The 13,342-nt window shown below is 68.5% G+C and carries 10 protein-coding genes; 3 read left to right on the top strand and 7 right to left on the bottom strand.

The window, feature by feature from the left end; all coding sequences use genetic code 11:
- Positions 1-239: 239 nt before the first annotated feature.
- A complete protein-coding gene (locus H6717_05920; GenBank protein ID MCB9576547.1) occupies positions 240-2,132 on the top strand; it encodes a hypothetical protein in 1,893 nt (630 codons plus the stop codon).
- A 45-nt stretch (positions 2,133-2,177) separates the two neighbouring features.
- Here the strand turns inward: H6717_05920 and trmFO are convergent, their stop codons facing one another.
- The 4 genes from trmFO to H6717_05900 form a co-directional block, all read right to left on the bottom strand.
- Positions 2,178-3,494 (bottom strand): methylenetetrahydrofolate--tRNA-(uracil(54)-C(5))-methyltransferase (FADH(2)-oxidizing) TrmFO, encoded by a 1,317-nt coding sequence (trmFO, locus tag H6717_05915; GenBank protein MCB9576546.1) that lies wholly within the window; start codon positions 3,492-3,494, stop codon positions 2,178-2,180.
- Positions 3,491-5,974, bottom strand: coding sequence for a type I DNA topoisomerase (topA, locus tag H6717_05910; protein MCB9576545.1), 2,484 nt, complete (start codon positions 5,972-5,974; stop codon positions 3,491-3,493). The genes trmFO and topA overlap by 4 nt, the downstream gene beginning before the upstream one ends.
- 96 nt (positions 5,975-6,070) lie before the next feature.
- The gene (locus H6717_05905; protein ID MCB9576544.1) at positions 6,071-7,009 is read right to left on the bottom strand and encodes a DNA-processing protein DprA; all 939 of its coding nucleotides are present in this window, start codon (positions 7,007-7,009) and stop codon (positions 6,071-6,073) included.
- 66 nt (positions 7,010-7,075) lie between these two features.
- Positions 7,076-7,774: a hypothetical protein gene (locus tag H6717_05900; GenBank protein ID MCB9576543.1), complete on the bottom strand. Its 699-nt coding sequence runs from the start codon at positions 7,772-7,774 to the stop codon at positions 7,076-7,078.
- Positions 7,775-7,866: 92 nt separating this feature from the next.
- On the opposite strand from H6717_05900, the gene H6717_05895 reads away from it, so the two are divergent.
- Both H6717_05895 and H6717_05890 read left to right on the top strand, forming a co-directional pair.
- Positions 7,867-8,823 (top strand): hypothetical protein, encoded by a 957-nt coding sequence (locus H6717_05895; protein MCB9576542.1) that lies wholly within the window; start codon positions 7,867-7,869, stop codon positions 8,821-8,823.
- A 35-nt stretch (positions 8,824-8,858) separates the two neighbouring features.
- Positions 8,859-9,560, top strand: a complete 702-nt coding sequence (locus tag H6717_05890) for a glycerophosphodiester phosphodiesterase (protein MCB9576541.1) — start codon at positions 8,859-8,861, stop codon at positions 9,558-9,560.
- Positions 9,561-9,581: 21 nt separating this feature from the next.
- On the opposite strand, the gene H6717_05885 is transcribed toward H6717_05890, so the two are convergent.
- The 3 genes from H6717_05885 to H6717_05875 all read right to left on the bottom strand — a co-directional run bounded on the left by H6717_05885 (position 9,582) and on the right by H6717_05875 (position 13,149).
- Positions 9,582-10,661 (bottom strand): arginase family protein, encoded by a 1,080-nt coding sequence (locus tag H6717_05885; protein ID MCB9576540.1) that lies wholly within the window; start codon positions 10,659-10,661, stop codon positions 9,582-9,584.
- Between the two features lie 62 nt (positions 10,662-10,723).
- A complete protein-coding gene (locus H6717_05880; protein ID MCB9576539.1) occupies positions 10,724-11,596 on the bottom strand; it encodes a hypothetical protein in 873 nt (290 codons plus the stop codon).
- Positions 11,596-13,149, bottom strand: coding sequence for a restriction endonuclease (locus H6717_05875; GenBank protein MCB9576538.1), 1,554 nt, complete (start codon positions 13,147-13,149; stop codon positions 11,596-11,598). Before H6717_05875 ends, H6717_05880 begins: the two co-directional genes overlap by 1 nt.
- Positions 13,150-13,342 lie beyond the last annotated feature (193 nt).

Raw genomic sequence — 13,342 nt, 5'->3', positions numbered from 1 at the left:
CCGCTCTGATCGCGTCTTCACCTCGTGCTGCCGAGTCTGGGAGGCGATCTGGGTTTCTCGACAGGATGCGCGCTTGCTCGCGACGTGCGCTACTGCAAGTTCGCGAGGAGTCGCGGTTGGATGAACGCGGGCCGCCTGGGGTGGACGCGGACGGGCAGAGGCAGGCGTCGCGCCACCACGTCGGGCTTGCGGGGCGCATCCGGCGGCGCACCGAGCGCGATGTCACCCCGGAAGTCCCGTTGGAAAGGATCCGAGCCGCGGACGAGCGCCTGTTCGAGCTGGCCCTGGGCAACGGGCGCGACCGGTTGGAGCTCGGGACGCTGCTGAACGAGTTTGCGCGAAAGAGCTGGCATCATGAGCTCGGGTATTCGTCGCTGGAGGCGTACGCGCTTCAGAATTGCGGGCGGAGCGCGCGCTGGGTGAGCGAGACGCGGACGTTGGCGCGGCGGCTTTCGGAGTTGCCCGCGCTGCGCCGGGCGTTGCTCGACGGACGCGTGGGCTGGTCGATGGCGGAGCTGGTCGCCCGGCATGCGTCGGCCGATACAGATGTTGCGCTCGCCGCGTTGGCTTCGCGATCGACGGTGCGCCAGCTGCGAAGCCTGTTTGCGGCGGTGTCCGCGCGGGCCGAGAGCGGACAGGTGCCGATGCCGGGGTTGAACGCGGGCCAAACGTCCGCGGACTCGGAGGTAGTTGCAGCAGGCCAAATGTCCGCGGGTCACGACTCGGCCGGCCAGGCGTCCTCCGAGGCTGACGCGGAGGCGGGTGCAGGAGGCCAAATGTCCGCGGGTCCAAAGAGCGACCAAGGCCAGATGTCCGCGGGTGGCCGCGTGGAGCCCGCGCCGAGCGACATCGTGGGCCAAATGTCCGCGCGGTTGCTGGCGGCCGCGGAGGCGGACGTGGAGTGCACGCTCAGGGTGACGCTGAGCACGAAGGACGCGCTGCTGTTCGCCTGGACGCATCGCTTCTTCGAGCACCTCGTGGGCTCGCGGCAGGGGTCGGACTTCTTTCTCGAGGCGATGCTCGCCGAGGCCGCGGAAGAGCTCACGCCGACGGACATCGACCGCCTCATTCCCATGGAGAAGGCCGCTGCGGGTCTGGACGCCAAGCGGCTCGCGTGGCTCGAGCAGCTCGCCGCGTGGCGCGAGGAGTCGGAGCGCCTGTGCGAGCACAACGTCCCCGCTCGTCAGGCGCTGGAGATCCCGGAGAACGTCTCGGAGGGCGACCTCCACGAGCGCATCGTGGCCCTCAACAAGAAGATGACCGCGCGCGAGGTCGCGCTGGGGGAAGCGGCGCAGTCGTTTCAGCGCATGGACGGGTGGCTCCGCCTCGGCTACGCGAGTCTCGCGCAGTACGCGCGCGAACGTCTGGGCATGAGCGCGTCGTCGCTCAAGTCGAAGCTGACGCTCGCGCGCCGGCTGCACGCGCCGGTGAAAGAGGCGCTGCGCAGTGGGCGCGTCGGTCACGCTGCGGCGATGGCCATCTCGACGGTCGCGACCGCGGGCAGCGCCGAAGCATGGGTGGACCGCGCGCGCCGCCGCACCGTGAAGCACCTTCGAGAGGACGTGAACGCCGCGCGGATGCTGAACCAGAGCACGCCGCCGACGGACGAGCAGGTGCGACAGGTGCAGGCCATCGAGACGCGCATCCTTCAGGGTGACCACTCGGCCATGGAGGAGCCCAAAGGCCAAACGTCCGCGGGGGCGCCGATCCGCTTGAACCTACGGGTCAGCCGCGACATCTCCCGCGCGCTGCGTTGCTTCGAGCGCGTGATGGGTCCGCGCCTGGACGGCAGCACGATGCGCTTCTTGTGCAACAAGTTCTGGGATGCGTGGAAGCACATGTGCAACCGCCGCGAGAAGTGGTCGCACATCTACGCCCGCGATCGCTACGAATGCACGAGCCCGGTGTGCTCACGCCACGACATGACGCCCCATCATCTGCTATTCCGCAGCAAAGGCGGCACGGACGACCCCTTCAACATGGCGGGCGACTGCCTCTGGTGCCACCTCGAAGGCATCCACGGCGGTCGCATCACCGTGACAGGCACCGCCGACGACATGACGTGGACCATCGGACGCAAGCATCCCCTGCGTGTCGAAGGGAGGGAGCTGATCACGCCCGACAGCAGCTAGTTCCATATTGATGTCGGTCCGCCGCGGAAACCGCGCTTCGGCGCCTTAGCGCGGCTGCCAGCTCTGCAGATCGCCGAGGGCACGTTCGGCCATCTTCTCGTACTTCGCGCGTTTCTTGAGGCGCTGCCCGTTCCAGGGTTCGAGGTGCGAGAACGTGATGTTCGACGGTTGATAGTCGTTCGCGTTGCGGCCCAGGTGCGTCAGCAGGCCGCCATGGGCAGTCGTCTTGGGCGGGAGCACGGGCTCGCGTCCGGCGAGACGCTCGGCAACGAAATGCGCTGCGAGCCAGCCGCCGGCCGCGCTCTCGACGTAGCCTTCGGTGCCCGCGATCTGTCCGGCGAAGTAGAGCCCCGGGTCGGAGCGGAGCTGCATGGTCTCGTCGAGCAGCCGCGGCGCCGCAATGAACGTGTTGCGATGCACGGCACCGTAGCGCAAGAACTCCGCCTGTTCGAGGCCGGGAATCGTCCGGAAAATTCGCGCTTGTTCGCCCCATGCCATGCGCGTCTGGAACCCGACCAGGTTGTAGGCCGTGCCGGCCTCGTCCTCCTTGCGCAGCTGTACGACCGCGTGGGGCCACCGACCGGTGCGAGGATCCGTGAGCCCGACGGGCTTCATGGGGCCAAACGCGAGGGTGCGTTCGCCGCGCTCGGCCATCACCTCGATGGGCAAGCAGCCCTCGAAATAGCGGACGTCCTCGAAGGCCTTGGGCTCGACCTTGCGCGCGTCACGGATGTCACGGACGAACGCTTCGTACTGCTCGCGTGTGAGCGGACAGTTCACGTACGCAGTCTTGTCCTCTTCGCTCTCCCCCTTGTCCCAGCGGGAGGCGCAAAACACCTTGTCCCAGTCGATGCTGTCCGCTGCGACGATGGGCGCGATGGCATCGTAGTAGGCGAGCGCTTCGCTGCCGACACGCGCTGCGATGTCCGCCGCGAGGGCATCGCCGGTGAGCGGCCCCGTTGCGATGATGCATGGGCGCTGGTCCGGGACGGACGTCACCTCGCCCGCCACGACCTCCACGAGCTCCGCCTCTTCGAGCATGCGCGTCATTTCCGCGCTGAACAGCTCGCGATTCACGGCCAGGGCGCCGCCCGCCGGCACGCGCGTCTTGTCCGCCGCGCGCATCACGAACGACCCGAGACGGCGCATCTCCTCCTTGAGCAAGCCCACGGCGTTCGACAGCGCCGCACCGCGGAACGAGTTGCTGCACACCAGCTCGCACAGGCTGTCGCTCGACTGCGCCGGGGTCCGGCGCAGCGGCTTCTGCTCGAGCAAGCGGACATGAACGCCGCGGGCCGCGAGCTGGAGCGCGGCCTCCGAGCCCGCCAGGCCCGCTCCAACCACGGTCACCACGTTCGTCACGGGCTGGCGGCCGTGGCGGGAGCTTCGCTCTCCACGCTGCGCGTCTCTTTGCTCGCCTTGCCGGCTTCCGCCGTGGGCGACGGCTCGTCCACGCCGCGGGAGTAGCCACACTCTTTGCCACGGGGGCACACGATCTTCGGCGTCTTCTTGGTGCCGCCGTACACCAGGAACGGGTGCTTGCACAGCGGGCACGGCTCCGGCAGGGGCTTCTGCCAGAGCTTGAAGTCGCACTTGGGGTAGTTCATGCAACCGTAGAAGGTGCGTCCGCCCCGCTTCTTGGCGCGGACTTCCACGATGTCGCCGCCACACTTGGGGCACGGCACTCCGAGGGGCAACGGCCGCGAGCTCTTGCACGTCGGGTAGCCGCTGCACGCCAGGAACTCACCGTAACGCCCGGACTTGATGACCATCGGCTTGCCACACTTCTCGCAAGCGATGTCCGTAACCCGCGGCTGTGCCGGAGCCGCCCCGTCCTTGCCCAGATCTTGGGTGAACTTGCACTTCGGGTAGTTCTCGCACCCCAGGAACCAGCCGTTCTTGCTCCAGCGCTTGAGCATGGTGCCGCCGCACTCTTCGCAAGTGAACTCCGTGCGCTCAGGCTCCGGCGCCCAGCGCTTCTGCTTCTTGGCAGTGTCGAGCACCTCCTTGAAGCGCTTGTAGAAGCGGCCGAGCAGCGCCACGCGGCCGAGCTTGCCGGCTTCGACCTCGTCCAGATCTTCTTCCATCTTGGCGGTGAAGCTCGGGTCCATGAAATCCAGATCCGTGCTCACCAGGCCGTCCACTACGATCTTGCCGAGCTCCGTGGCCTGCATCTGCCCGCCGGGCAGCTTCTCCACGTAGTCCCGCGCCTGCACCTTGCTGATGATCTCCGCGTAGGTGCTGGGCCGACCGATGCCGCGCTTCTCGAGCTCGCGCACCAGCGATCCTTCGTTGTACCGCGGCGGCGGCTGCGTGAACTTCTGATCGGTGACCACGCCCGGAGGGGTCACGATCACCATCTCTTCCCCTTCGCCGAGCTCCGGCAGGTTGCCGTCCTCCGAGTCGAAGGTGAACGCGACGGCCTTGCCGTTGCCGTTGCCGTTGCCGTTCGCGCCGGGCTCGGGCGGCAACACGCTGTCGCTCTGGTCCCGCGGCGTGGTCTCGTCCTCCCCCGCGAGCGTCGCCGTGGTGCTGTCGAAGCCGTCTTCCCCCTTGCCGTACTGCGCGAGCCAGCCGGCGAACTTGAGCACCTTGCCGCTGACGCGCAGCATGTACACCTGGTGGCGCCCACCACTGCGGGTGGGCTTGGCCTCGATGTCCACGCCCGTCTGGTCGTACACCGCCGGCGCCATCTGCGACGCCACGAAGCGATCCCAGATCAACTTGTACAGTTTGTACTGCTCGTCCGAGAGATGGCGCCGCACCAGCGCGGGCGTCAGCTCCATGCTCGTCGGGCGGATCGCCTCGTGCGCTTCCTGTGCGCTCTTCTTCGACTTGAAGGTGTTCGGCTTGGCGGGCAGATAGTCCTTCCCGTACGTCTCCGAGATGAACGGCCGCACGGCGTCGATCGCGTCTTGGCTCACCCGCACGCTGTCCGTACGCATGTAGGTGATGAGGCCGACGGGGCCGCCGTCTTTCTTGAGATCCACGCCCTCGTACAGCTTCTGGGCGATGCTCATGGTCCGCTTGGTGGTGAAGCGGAGGTAGCTGGTGGCGTCCTGCTGCAGCTTGCTGGTGGTGTACGGAGCCGGCGCGTTGCGCTTCTGCTCCCGCTTGGTCACAGAAGCGATGCGATACTTCGCGCTCTCCAGATCCGCGCGGATGCCACCGGCGTGCTCGCCGCTCCGGACCGTGATCTTCTCGCCGTCCACCCGCGACAGGCGCGCCGACACGGGCTGGCGCGCCTTGCCCATCAAGGCCACGCCGATGTTCCAGTACTCCTCGGGGACGAACGCCTCGATCTCGCGCTCGCGCTCCACAATGAGCCGGAGCGCCACGGACTGCACGCGCCCGGCGCTCAGGCCGAAGGCGAGCTTGTTCCACACCAGCGCCGAGACGTCGTACCCCACGATGCGGTCGAGGACCCGCCGGGCGCGCTGGGCATCATAGAGATGTGCGTCCAGCTCCCTCGGCGCATCGAGCCCCTTCTGCACGCCCTTCTTGGTGATCTCGTGGAACTCCACCCGCGCCAGATCCAGCTTGGGCCGCTTGAGCTCCTCCGCGATGTGCCACGCGATGGCCTCTCCCTCGCGATCCGGGTCGGTGGCAAGCAGCACGCGCTCTGCCTTCTTCGCCGACGACTTGAGCTCGGCGAGCACCTTCGCCTTGCTCTCGATGACCTCGTAGGTCTCCTTGAAGCCGTGCTCGACGTCGATCCCCATCTTCTTGGGCAGATCCTTGACGTGGCCCTTGCTGGCGAGGACCTCGTACCCCGGCCCAAGGTACTTCTTGATCGTCTTGGCCTTGGCCGGTGACTCGACGACGACGAGCGTCTTGCTCATGAGCTTCCTCGGTGTCCTTTCCCACCACCTAGTGCGATGGTCGGAGCGCCTGCGCAACCCCTGTTCCCAGAGGCGCACCCCTAAAACGTAACAAATTCATCGGTTTACGAATTTCACGGCTCCCGATGGGTCGGCTACTAAGACCCCATCTTTGGCCAGCGTCAAGAGGAGTTCCTCAACTTTCGTGGGCGCCAGCCCCGTCCGTTGGGCAATGCCATCCACGTTTCCTGCCCCCGCCGAGACCGCCGCCAGCAGCGTTCCGGCCGGCGAGCCGGGCGGATAGGTGATGAATGTTCCCAGGGTTTGTTGGTCCGGCGCGGCAGGCGGCGCGGGCGCAGGGCAGCCCGCGGTGCGCACCCCGCCGTCGGCCATGGGCAGCCAATGAAACGCGGACTGACTCAGCACCCGGAGCACGTCCTTGGGTCCGGCCAAGGGCCGCGCGCCCAGCTTGAGCTCGGCGATGCAGCCGACCCCGTGGGGATTCCAGGGCACGGCGGGCACCACGAACAGCGGACGCCCGAGACGGCGCGCCCACTTGGCGGCGTTCCGCGCGCCGCTGCGGATGGGAGACTCCACCACGACGAGCACGTGGGCCAGCGCCGCCAGGTACGAGTTCCGCGGAAAGAACTTGGGGTTCGCCGCGGGCGTGTGGGGCGGCTCCGCCGTGATGTGCCCGCCGCCGTCGCGAATGATGCGCTGGAACAGCGCGCGGTTCTTCTCGGGGAACGGCCGGTCAAACGCGGACGGCGCCACCACCACCGTCGGTGCACCAGCGGAGATCGCCCCTTCGTGCGCCGCCGTGTCGATGCCCTCGGCGCCGCCGCTCAGGATCACACAGCCGGCGGCGCCGAGCTTGGCGGCGAGGTGCCGCGTGTACTCCACGGCATCCGCCGTGGGGTGCCGCGTGCCGACGATGGCGACCGCGGACTGGCGCGGCAGCGCTCCCACGAGCCACATACGCGACGGTGGAGACTCCAGATCGCGCAAGCGATGTGGCAGCTCACCGCCTTCGAGCAGACGAGGCACGAAACCCATGCGGCCCCCCTCGGCCGCACCAGCGCACAGTTGTCGGTTCCGCGCCGGACCAACAAACCTGAAGGACTACTTCGAGTAGACCTGCGCGCCGACCAGCCCCGTGCCCTGCACCACGTGCATGTCCACCTTCACCTGGAGCGGTGCGGGGTACGGATTCTTGATGCAGGTCTCGTTGGGACCGACGGTGGGAGCGGGGCTATCGGCGCCGCTTTGGGCCAACACCTGAGGCGGCGCCGGCGGCGACGAGATCAGGTTGATCTGATAACGGAACACGCCGGGGTTGCCGAAGCCGATGATGGTGTAGCACTTGTTCGGCTGCAGCATGAGGTCGGCCTGGGCGTGGCCGTCTTGCTGCAGCTTGGCGCTCATCAGCTGGCCGTCGGACTTCATGCCCTTGGCGTCGCTCTGGGCCTTCATCTTGATGCCCTGCTCGATGATGTTCATCTCACCACCGGTGAGAGCGCCCAAAGTCGCGGCGCCACCGGAGAGGGCCCCGGCGATGATGTTCTGCAGCGAGGCGGGATCCCCGCTGACGGTGCCGAGGGGCGGCTGGGTGCCCTGCTGCGTCGCCGAGCCTTGGGGCGGGGGCGTGGTCTGCGTGGTTCCGGCGGTTCCACCCATTCCCTGCTGGGGATACTGGCCCTGCTGGTACTGACCCTGCTGGGCCTGCTGGAATCCCTGGGCGTTCTGGGCGTCCTGATCCTTCTTCTTGCACCCCACGACGGCCGCCGCAAAAAGCCCAAAATACAACCAGTTACGCATCATGGTTCCTTCTCCCGGCCGGGCTGCCCTCCGGCGCCGGCGAGCTTACACCTACATCATCCCACAAGACCAGGCCTGTGCTAACTAGACGTACGGTGAAGGTCGTCGTTGCAACTCACGGCCACTGTTTCGACGGATTGGCCAGCGCGGCGGTGTTCACACGCCTGCTCCGCTCGGTCGAGCGGCCGACGGAATTCGTCTACCGCGCCTGCGGTTATGGCATCGGTCAAGCGCACCCGTCGCCCAAGATGCTGACCGGCGATCAGAACGCGATCCTGGATTTTCGCTTCGCTCCGGAAGCCGCGGTCACCTGGTACTTCGACCATCATCGGACGGCCTTCGCCGATGCCGAGGCCCGCGCGGTGTACGACGAGCGCGCGGAGTCCGAGCGCTACTGGTTCGACCCGGCCTACTCCTCCTGCACCAAGCTCATCGCCGACATCGCGCGCGAGCAGTTCGGGATGGAGGATCCGCTGCTCGCATCCCTGGTTCATTGGGCGGACATCGTGGACGCGGCACGCTTCGACAGCGCGGAAGACGCCGTCAGCCGCGAGAACCCCGTCAAGCGTCTGGTGAGCGTGGTCGAGCACTACGGCGACGACGCCTTCCTGCAGCGCATGGTCGGGCGGCTGCTCGAGCAACCGCTGGACGAGGTCGCCGCGCTGCCGGAAATCCAAGATCGCTACAAGCCCCTCGGCGAGAAGCACATGCGCTTCGTCGAGCGGGTGCGCCAGAACGGACAGCGCCTCGGTCGAGTGGTGCTGGTGGATCTCACCGAGAACGTCCTCGAGACCGTCGGCAAGTTCGTGACCTACGCCTTGTATCCGGACTCGGTGTACTCGGTGCTCATCGGCCTGCTCAAAAACGGCGTGAAGATCTCCGTCGGCTACAACCCCTGGAGCGGTGCGCCGCTGGACACCGACATCTCGGCCATTTGCGCGCGCCATGGCGGCGGCGGCCACCCAGTGGTGGGCGGCATTTCCTTCCGCACCAAGGAGCTCGACCGCGCGCGCAGCGTGGCCCGCGAGATCGCCGAGGAGCTGGCCGGCTGAGCGCGTGGCATCGCCCCGCCGGCGCGCGCCCCTGGGTGCTCGGCCATCGTGGGGCGCGGCGCCGCGCTCCGGAGAACACCCTCGCGGCCTTCGAGCTCTCGCGCAAAGAGGGCGCCGACGGCGTGGAGCTCGACGTACGGCTGGACGCCGCGCACGCCGTGGTGGTCTTTCACGACGCCACGCTCGAGCGCATGACCGAGGGCCGCGACGCGCGCAGTGTGGAGCGCCTGAGCGCGACGGAGCGCGCCCGCGTGGAGCTCGTCGGCGAGCGCATTCCGACCCTCGCCGACGTGCTCGACTGGGCGCGCCGCCACGACCAGCGCGTGAACGTCGAGCTCAAGCGCGACGTCCGCGAGCGCCGCGTGTTCGTGAACGCCGTCGCGCGTTTGCTCCAGCGCGAGCCGCCGGAGCGCATCGTGCTCTCGAGCTTCGATCCCATGCTGGTGCGCGCCCTCGCCCAGCGCCTGCCCGCCCTGCCCGTCGCCTGGCTGGTGCACGCGAAGCAGCGCGTGCTGCGCTTCGCGCCCGGCTACCGCCTGCTGGGCGCCGTGGGCGTGCACCCGGAAGCGCCGCTGGCCACGCCGAAGCGCGTAGCGCGCCTTCACCGCGCCGGAGCCTTCGTCAACGTGTGGACCGTGAACGAAGGAGCCCGCGCCCAAAAGCTCGCGGCCGCCGGCGTCGACGCCATCATCACCGACGTGCCCGCAGAGATCCTGCAAGCTCTCTCTACGGGTTGATGTTGATCCGCCGCGGTGCCGTCACGCCGAGACGCGTCCGCCCCGGCGCGTGCTCGGCGCGGGCCGCGCGCTCCGTCGCGTATCGGCGATGGACGCCAGGATCTCCTGCAAGATCGTCACGCCGAGCATGCTCGTGATGCCCGTCGGATCGTAGGGCGGCGAGATCTCGACGACGTCGAAGCCGACGATCTCCGCTCCCACCAGGGCGCGCAGGATCTGCTGCAGGTCCCAGGTGTTCATGCCGCCCGGGCTCGGAATGCCGGTGCCCGGCGCGTACGCCGGATCCACGGCGCTCACGTCCACGCTGACGTACACCGGGCCTTTGCGCACCATCTTCCGCACCTGGCTCACGGCGGCGTGCAGGTCCCACTTCACCTCGTCGATGCCGACGATCTCGAACCCATGGGACAGCGAGTAGCCCGTCTCCCCTTCCGAAGAGTACGGACCCCGGATGCCGAGCTGCAGCGTGGCTCGCGGCACGATCAGGCCTTCTTCCACGGCGCAACGGATCACGCTGCCGTGGTGGAGCTCGCGTCCCCAGGCGGCGGTCGCGGTGTTGCAGTGGGAATCGATGTGGATCATGCCCACGCCCTTGAGCTTCGCGCGTTGGATGCCGCGGAGCGCGCCCAGGGTGACGGTCTGATCTCCACCGACGAAGCCGCCCACCACGCCGGAGCGGGCGATGGCTTCGGCCCGCTCCGTGACCATCGCCACGGCGTGCTCGACGTCGTGGGGGCTCGCCGGGATGTCGCCGCCGTCGGCCACGCGGAGCTCTTCGTAGATGTCGATGCCGAGGGCCGCGGAGAAGCTCCGCGCCAGGCTCGAAGCGTCGCGCACCGCGCGCGGCGCGAGGCGCGCACCCGGACGAAAGCTGCTGCCCCCGTCGAAGGGCACGCCACACAAGAGCACGTCCACGTCCGGTACGGTCCCGAGCTCTTGCAGGATCGGAAGCCGCAGGAAGGTCGGCACGCCCGCAAAGCGCGGCATCTTCTCCGACGAGACAGTGCGGTAGCTCGGCGGCTTCTTCTTCGGAGCCCCGCGCGTCACGCGCTTCTTCACCGTCTTCTTTCGGACCGGAGCCTTCTTCGCGCGCTTCGCCACGCCGGCATCATAGCGCAGGGGCGAAGCCCTCGGACCGGCCCGAAGTGGGCCCGCGAGCCGGCTCAACCCCCGCAGGCGCTGTAGCGGGTCTTCACGCCGGGACGCGGGGATTGCTGGAAGGTGCCGGCGTCGATGGGCGGATTGTGGACGACCTCCTTCACCCGGAAGATGACGTCCTGGTCCGTGTCCGGCACCTCCAAACGCATGCGCCGCGGAACTTCCGCGCTGCACGGCGGGCCGCTGGGCATGACCGTGGGCGAGAGCCCCTCGGGATCCACCCAGGGCTTGGAGGTCTGCGCCGGCTCATGGTCGGCGAGCTCCGCGTGATAGAGGTCGTAGCCCTGCTGCGTGACGGTGACGCCCAGCACGCGCACGCGCTGTTTCTCCCACGGCAAATTGAAGTCCGCATCCGTGGGCTCGAGCTCGATCTCCTGCTGTGCGTCGTGCTTGCTCTGGATCCGGACCACGTAACGCCCGCCCTCCCAGGCGATCTGCGCGGTCTGGGGCGTGTGCACCAGCACCGGCGCTTCCCCCCGCAAGAGCTGCGCCATGGCGAAGGGCGGCACCGGCACCCGCGTGAAGCGCGCCACGTTGCAGGCGTTGGCAGGCCCGGTGAGGAACGCCTTCTCTTTCAGATCGTAGAGAGCGAACTGGGTGCCGTCGCTGGTGAGGGTGGAGAGCGTCACGCCGAAGGGCGAGAACACGTCGAAGCGGAGCTTCTCGGGCAGCGCCGCCTTGTACAGCACGCTGCCCCGCACCCGCCCTTCGTCGCTGAAGTAGTCTATTTTCGCCTCGCCCTGCACGCCGCGGCTGCAGGCGTAGGTCTCGTGCATGCGCTCGAGGGCCTTGTCCGCCGTCGGGAACTGACTGGGCGGCGGGCTCCGCACGCAGCCCGTGAACGCGGGCAAGAGCAGCGCCAGAGCGAGGCGTCGCATCAACCGTTCCTGAGCGAGTCGAGCAGCTCCAGATCCGGCAGCGGCAGCGCGATGCGCGTGGGCGCCACGGCGATGCCATGGTCCTCGCACAGCCGCGCGAAGGCGGTGCCGTCGATGAGCGTGACCGGCGCGGCGCCCGCAGCGGCGGCTTCTTCGCGTGCGCCGCTCAGCACCTGTCCGGTGGTGACGATGAGACCCGCGGTGGCCGAGCCGTAGTGGTGTAGCGCGCCGCGAAGCTCCATCACGCGCTCGCGCCCGATCTCGCGACCGTCGCGACGCACCACGATGGCAGTGCGGATGTCGCCCAGGGCGCCCTTCATCTTGCCGGCCAGGTGCAGCTCCGAGCCCGGCGCGCCGGCGCGCCGCACGGGGCGAAGCTCCGACACGCCGATGCGCTCGAGCACGAGCAGCACCAGCTCGCCGATGGCGCGGTGCGGGAGATCCGACACGCGCTTGGCGAAGCTCCGGCGCGCCGTCTCGCGGTAGCGCTCCACCAGCGTGGTGATCTCGCGCTCGAGCCGCGACAGCTCGCCGTCCAGCAGCCAGTCCGTGAGCCCGATGCGATTCCCTTGCAGCCGGAAGCGCGGGCGCTGCCCTTCGCCGCTCCGGCGCAGGTTGTCCGCGCGGGCCGCCGCCAAGAGCGCGCTCTGCACGTGATTCAGATCACCGGCGACGCGGCCCCGGCGCTGCGCGGTCTCCGCCAAGCGCTGGGCGCCGACCAGGCTGGTACCCTTGTCATAGCCGGCCAGGATCTGCGCCAGGGCGTCGGCCAGGGAGCGGCCGGCGAGCTCGTCGATGGCGAAGTCGTCGCCGCCACCGCCGCCACCGCCGCCACCGCCGTCGCGACCGCTGAAGTCGTCCAACAGCGCGGGCGCATCGCTGACGGTGTAGCTCGGCAAGTCGTCCCCGCCGCCACTGTTGCCGCCGCGCGACTCGCGCGAGTCGCGCGAGTCGTCCCGGTCGCGTCCGCCGCGACGACGACGACGACGACGACGGCGCGAGCCACCATCGCGATCCGAGTCGCGGTCGCTCTCGTCGTTCTCTTCTTCTTCCGGCGCGCCCAGGATCGGCTCGTCGTCGTCCTCTTCCGCTTCGAACAGCGCCGTCGCCTGCGCGGCGATCTCCGCGCGGACCTTTTCGTCTTCATCGGGCGGCGGAGCGTCCTCGCCCATTTCCTCGCCGGTGATGTGCGTGGGGGACGACGCCAGCGGCGCCTCCTCTTCCTCGGCGCCTTCGGCGGGCGTCTCCTCTTCCGTCGTCTCGCCAGCGCGGTTCGCGAGCTCGATGGCCGGCGTGCGATCTGCCAGGCCCTTGTCGATCGTCTTCTGATCCCACTCCCGCAGGGCGAACACCCCGGGCTTCACGCGCACGAGGGGGTTGTCCTTCTCGGCCTTCTTCACCAACGCCGCGAGGCGAGCGCCCATGGTGACCTCGGGGCTCTTGCCCACGTGGCTGAGCAGGTTCTTCTCGATCGCTACGTCCGTTATTTCCTTGTAATGCAGAGGTTTCCCGACCAGGCGCAACACCTGCGCCGCCGCTTCCGTGAACGTCATCTATGAGTCGTCTTTCTGTTGGGGGAAAATCGTTTTCCCTCGTCACAGGACCACCCTACCGGGGAAGCGCGTATCGCTCCCGCCGCCGGCCCAGGCGTCCGCGACGGAGCGCGACATACCACGCTCCGTCCGCGGCTCAAATATCGCGCGCCGGGGCGTTACCGCGGCGGACCGACAAGAAGGGGCCGGGGAA

It is taken from the genome of Polyangiaceae bacterium, assembly GCA_020633235.1.
Lineage (GTDB): Bacteria > Myxococcota_A > Polyangia > Polyangiales > Polyangiaceae > JACKEA01.
The sequence above is the reverse complement of the archived record's forward strand: the minus strand, read 5'-3'. Positions and strand labels throughout refer to the sequence as shown.

Bases quoted from the DNA above. Each gene is read 5' to 3' on its own strand.
- H6717_05875 (MCB9576538.1), bottom strand. From the start codon at position 13,149: ATGACGTTCACGGAAGCGGCGGCGCAGGTGTTGCGCCTGGTCGGGAAA.
- H6717_05905 (MCB9576544.1), bottom strand. From the start codon at position 7,009: ATGGGTTTCGTGCCTCGTCTGCTCGAAGGCGGTGAGCTGCCACATCGC.
- H6717_05900 (MCB9576543.1), bottom strand. From the start codon at position 7,774: ATGATGCGTAACTGGTTGTATTTTGGGCTTTTTGCGGCGGCCGTCGTG.
- H6717_05880 (MCB9576539.1), bottom strand. From the start codon at position 11,596: ATGCGACGCCTCGCTCTGGCGCTGCTCTTGCCCGCGTTCACGGGCTGC.
- topA (MCB9576545.1), bottom strand. From the start codon at position 5,974: ATGAGCAAGACGCTCGTCGTCGTCGAGTCACCGGCCAAGGCCAAGACG.